The 4,985-nt window shown below is 56.3% G+C and carries 9 protein-coding genes; all 9 read left to right on the top strand.

Annotated elements, in window-relative coordinates; all coding sequences use genetic code 11:
* Window positions 1-103: 103 nt before the first annotated feature.
* Window positions 104-292: a hypothetical protein gene (locus ABYA77_RS14545; protein WP_372966681.1), complete on the top strand. Its 189-nt coding sequence runs from the start codon at window positions 104-106 to the stop codon at window positions 290-292.
* The gene (locus ABYA77_RS14550; RefSeq protein ID WP_372966682.1) at window positions 289-723 is read left to right on the top strand and encodes a hypothetical protein; all 435 of its coding nucleotides are present in this window, start codon (window positions 289-291) and stop codon (window positions 721-723) included. Before ABYA77_RS14545 ends, ABYA77_RS14550 begins: the two co-directional genes overlap by 4 nt.
* Window positions 720-971 (top strand): hypothetical protein, encoded by a 252-nt coding sequence (locus ABYA77_RS14555; RefSeq protein WP_372966683.1) that lies wholly within the window; start codon window positions 720-722, stop codon window positions 969-971. The genes ABYA77_RS14550 and ABYA77_RS14555 overlap by 4 nt, the downstream gene beginning before the upstream one ends.
* On the top strand, window positions 968-1,195 hold the full coding sequence (locus ABYA77_RS14560) for a hypothetical protein (protein ID WP_372966684.1): 228 nt from the start codon (window positions 968-970) through the stop codon (window positions 1,193-1,195). Before ABYA77_RS14555 ends, ABYA77_RS14560 begins: the two co-directional genes overlap by 4 nt.
* Entirely contained in the window at window positions 1,192-1,563 is a 372-nt protein-coding gene (locus tag ABYA77_RS14565) for a hypothetical protein (RefSeq protein WP_372966685.1), read from the top strand. Before ABYA77_RS14560 ends, ABYA77_RS14565 begins: the two co-directional genes overlap by 4 nt.
* Window positions 1,560-2,327, top strand: coding sequence for a recombinase RecT (locus tag ABYA77_RS14570; protein WP_372966686.1), 768 nt, complete (start codon window positions 1,560-1,562; stop codon window positions 2,325-2,327). Before ABYA77_RS14565 ends, ABYA77_RS14570 begins: the two co-directional genes overlap by 4 nt.
* Window positions 2,324-3,874, top strand: coding sequence for a YqaJ viral recombinase family protein (locus tag ABYA77_RS14575; protein WP_372966687.1), 1,551 nt, complete (start codon window positions 2,324-2,326; stop codon window positions 3,872-3,874). The genes ABYA77_RS14570 and ABYA77_RS14575 overlap by 4 nt, the downstream gene beginning before the upstream one ends.
* A 48-nt stretch (window positions 3,875-3,922) precedes the next feature.
* Entirely contained in the window at window positions 3,923-4,657 is a 735-nt protein-coding gene (locus ABYA77_RS14580; RefSeq protein ID WP_372966688.1) for a hypothetical protein, read from the top strand.
* Window positions 4,657-4,985, top strand: a 329-nt coding sequence (locus ABYA77_RS14585; RefSeq protein WP_372966689.1) for a hypothetical protein, incomplete at its 3' end; no start/stop codon positions are given. The genes ABYA77_RS14580 and ABYA77_RS14585, both read left to right, overlap by 1 nt.

A 4,985-nucleotide genomic window follows, 5' to 3' on the forward strand; every position in this document is an offset into this window, starting at 1 on the left:
CGGGCTTTTTTTTGTCCTAGAAAAAATATGCAAGTTTGCTTGCACTGCACAGACAACTATGCTTTTATTAGATGCAAGTTCACTTGTGTTTGGAGGCAGACCAATGACTATCAACGACAAGCAGTTCTTCCGGGCTCAGCGACGGCTCCGCGAACAGGCCCGCAACTCTGATCCGATGGCTGTAGAAAGCAGGCCGAATTTCGCCCCAGAGTTTGCAGGCCTGGAAGCTCCCACAAACGGCGAGCGCTGGCTGGCCTATCAACGCAAGCTGATGCTTAGGAGCGCTGCATGAAAGATGTGATAGCAGCCCTGGCCATCGCGTTAGCTGCCCCGGCAATGGCCGACAGCTACATCTACACAGGGGCATGGAGCCAGCATTTTTCCGGCAAGGAGTACAACGAGACAAACAGGATGCTGGCCGTTGCGGTAGATGGGTACATGGCCGGCTATTTCCGCAACAGCTATGACGAGGATGCATTCATGCTGGCTCGGCAGTTCACAGCGAATCATGGAGACATACAGTTCGGCGTCTCCCTGGGTGCGGTGTACGGCTACCGGCACTGTCTGAAGGGGTGGAGCGACAGCAGTCGCAGGGTTTGCCCTCTGGCCGTACCGTCAGTGACCTACACCGGTTATCCGGTCCAGCCGTCTCTGATGCTGGTAGGAGAGGCGCTGGCCATCTCGATCAGGACGGACCTTTCTATCTTTGGGGGTGCGAAATGAGCAAGGCACGAAACGAACACCAGCGCATCCAGCGCCTGGTTAAGCGCATCAACAAGGCAGGCGGTGACGCTGACATCCTGTACAGCTGGGCGCACCGCCGCACCGAATACGTGATCCGGGAGCATGGCGAAATCGCCTACAAGGCCTGCGCCAGGATCGGAGAAAGCTGGAATGTCGAGCATCTGAGAACAATCAGGCACGACATGGAAATGATTGCAAGCAAAGCAGACGTGGGGAAAGCAGCATGATGGTCAACGTATATAACGCGAAATTCTCGTGTTCTCTGATGGTAAAGCACATGGGCCGCGCCATGTCGTCCGTAAGCGTTAAGGACGATAAAGGCTCCGAAGCATCAATGATGTTCAAAAATGCCGAAGACATGCGGTACCTGGCGGACAGGCTCCTGGATGAGGCGGTAAAGCTGGAACTAGCGCAAGCCGGATCAGAGAAACCTGCGGAGGAAGTGGCATGAGCAAGGAAGCGGCAATCGAATTCATGATGCAGGAAATCGAAGAAGGCATCAGGAACATGCTGACACGGGGCCAGCAGTACATCCTGGCGTACCGCAATGATCGCGGGATTGTGAATACCAAGCGCCTGGATACCGAAGATCTTATCAGCGCCATGATCGAGCTGGACAGCGACCTGTTTGACCGGGCCGTGGTGATGACCGCCTCAGATCCAATTGAGGCATCCAGGCTGCTGACCGGGCTGATGAACCGGGCCCTTGGCCAGATCATTGGAATGTCGCCAATCCGTGAGGCGGCAGAGCTGAATTACGAACTGGAAATGGACGAACTCAAAACTGAATCGCAGATAGCTGGGGAGGAAGCAGCATGAATGCAATCACAAAATCCACAGGCTCAGGGTTTTCACTGCAGCCAAATAGTATTGGCGAGGCCATGCAGATGGCTGAAATGCTGGCCGGCAGCCAGATGGTTCCGAAGTGTTATCAGAACCGAGCACAGGACACCCTTGTTGCAATGATGATGGGCAGCGAATTGGGGCTCAACCCGATTCAGGCGCTGCAGAATATCGCAGTCATTAATGGCAAGCCGGCTATCTACGGCGATGCACTGCTGGCTCTGGTCCAGAATCACCCGAAATTCGGCGGCCATGAAGAGTCGTTCGACGACCAGACCATGACTGCTACCTGCACAGTATGGCGGAAAGGCGAAACCCAGCGCCACACAGTTACCTTCAGCCGGGCCGATGCCGAAATGGCCGGACTCTGGAACAAGCAGGGTCCGTGGAAACAGTACCCGAAGCGGATGCTGATGTGGCGGGCGCGGGGCTATGCCCTGCGGGACAAGTTCGCGGATGCCCTGGGCGGATTGATTACCGTGGAAGAGGCCCGGGACATTCCAGAACAGGATATGGGCAAGGCTGAGCGAGTGGACCAGCCGGCACAGGAAGCGAGGGCAATCCCTCAGCCGTACCCGGCAGAGCAGTTCGCAGAGAACCTTCCGAAGTGGAAAGCCATTGTTGAGTCCGGCAGGAAAACCGCGCAGGAAGTAATCGACACCGTGGAAAGCAACGCGATCCTGTCCGACGAGCAACGGAACCAAATCAAACAACTAGCGCCGCAAGGAGAAGCCGCATGAAAATCATGAATCTGAAGCAGGGATCACCGGAATGGCTGGCCCATCGTCGCCAGTATATGAACGCATCGGAAGCCAGCATCATGATGTCAGCGTCTCCAAATGTGTCTCGGGATGAGTTGCTGCACATGAAGGCCACCGGCCTCGACCGCGAATTTTCTGACTGGTTCCAGAAGAACGTACTGGATCGCGGGCACGAAGTAGAAGCCCAGGCGCGACCGATTGCCGAGCAGATTATTGGTGAAGAACTGTACCCGATCTCCGCCGTTGACGACGATGGCTGGCTGGCCGCCAGTTACGACGGTCAGACCATGCTTGGCGACATTAACTGGGAGTGCAAGCAGTGGAACAAGGCCAAGGCCGCCGAAGTTGCAGAAGGAAAAGTGCCTGAGTGTGATTACTGGCAGCTGCAGCACCAACTTGCCGTGAACCCGGGAAGTAAAACCCTGTACATGGTGACTGACGGTACCGAAGAAAACACTGTGCACATTTGGGTAGAAGCCAACGAAGCCGACATCAAACGCATGAAGGATGGCTGGAAGCAGTTTGAAGCGGACCTGGCGGCATACGTGCCCAAGCAGCCAGAAGCGCCGGCTCCTGAAGGCAGAGCTCCGGATGCCCTGCCAGCCCTGTCCGTACAGGTGACCGGCATGGTTACCGCGAGCAACCTGGCGGAATTTGAAGCACAGGCCCGGGCAACCCTGGCGAACATCAATACCGATCTGCAGACTGATGAAGACTTTGCCAACGCAGAGAAGACGGTGAAGTACTGCAAGGAAGTGGAATCCCGGTTGGATGCCACCAAGGAAAGCGTCCTGGGCCAGATGCAGACCGTGGATGAAGTAGTGCGCAGCATCGACAGCATCAAGGAAGAGACCCGCCAGATCCGCCTGAAGCTGGATAAAGCAGTGAAGCAGCAGAAGGAATCCCGGAAGCTGGAGATCCTGACCAACGCAAAGCAGCAACTGGCAGATTACATCGGGTCGCTGAGCCAGGATCTTGGCGTATGCATGCCAGACATTCAGGCAGACTTTGCCGGCGCCATGAAGGGCAAGAAAACAATCAAGAGCCTGGAATCAGCCGCCAATGATGAGCTGGCAAAAGCGAAGCTGGACGCAAAGCAAATTGCCGACGTTATCGCCTTCAACCTGCAGCAGCTGGCAGAGCATGGCGGAGGGTTTGAGTTCCTGTTTCCAGACATTCAGCACATCGCCACAAAGCCGGCAGATGATTTTGCTGCAGTCGTGAAATCCCGGATTGCAGAGCACAAGGAAGCAGAGGCACGGCGCGTTGAGGCTGAGCGTGAGCGCATTCGCCGGGAAGAAGAAGCCCGTGCCCAGCGTGAAGCGCAAGCACAAATTGCTACCCATAGAGCTGCAGAGCAGAAGGCGCAAGCGCCGGATCCTCGCCCGCAGGCGGCAACTAAGCCGGCAGCCAAGCGAGCCCCTACCCGGTCAGAGATTATCGCAGTCCTGTGCGCCCACTTCGGCGCGGACTCATCAACGGTGATGGGCTGGATTGAAGCCATCCAGACCGAGATGGCCGCGTAACTGCGGCCATCACCCGGGATAACGTTGTACGGAACAGGAGCGAAAGCGATGAAAACCGGACGATACCACAAATTCATGACATCCAGTGAGCTGCAAGCCCTGTACGCAGACATAGCGATCATGCACCAGCTGGACGATGAAATGGCTCGGCACACAGGCGCAATCCTAAACAAGGAGTACGGCCTGACGAGCAAAGAGGTTCACTTGATCACCCATGGCAAGCTGGAGCTACCGTCAATCCGCCGCCTGCCAAAGCATGTAGTAGCAGAAGCATCGGAGCGCCGCCGCAAATATCTTGAGGCCAGGGAAAAGAAACAGTCCGGAGGTTACACCCTGGACGACCTTGCAAAGAAACACGGATGCTGCAGGGAAACAGTAAAGCAGCGCTCTATCGAAGTGCGTGGCGGGATATTTAGGACTCGCAGCAAGTGCACCAGGATATCCGAAGCGGAAGAGCGTGAGCTGGAGCAGGACATCCTGAAACACTTCGAACTTGAGCGTATTGCCGGCGAAAATTCGATCACCGTAGCAGAAGTAGAGTTCGGGATGAGTCGGGATCAAATCCGCCAGATTCTGAACGGTGACCAAGCGTTGGCCGCCAAACACCCGGAAGTGGCCGCCCGCATGGAAAAACTGCGACACGCGCAGGAGTTGCTGAACAGTCGGTATTCCTACGTGAACATGGTGAAGCGGTACGGCATCCATCGGTCAGCTATTGGCCGGCGTATTGAGCGCATGAAACAAAGAATGATGGACGAACAGATGAGCCGGAGGGCAGCGTAATGGCCAGGACAGCATGGGAGTTGACTGAAGAACACATCCGCCACCTGAACGCCTGCAGTGCACAGGGCATGGGAATCTGCGCAGCAGCGAGAGAACTTGGCGTCGATATGAAAACCGTGAAATCTGCAGCCGCCAGAGCCGGAAAGGCGGCGTGGCTGCAAGAGAAGTTCCCGGGGATCGGCAAGCGCAGGGTCGGGCTCAGCACCATACCGTATCGCGGATTCGGCCCGCGCCAGATCACCATGGATGATCTGCACCGGTCGCCACCTGTAGTGGATACCAGCCTGCTGCATGTGAAGGTTGCCATTATGTCTTGGAGGGCTGCGGC

Origin of the sequence: Marinobacter sp. (genome assembly GCF_041595835.1) — a bacterium.
GTDB lineage: Bacteria > Pseudomonadota > Gammaproteobacteria > Pseudomonadales > Oleiphilaceae > Marinobacter.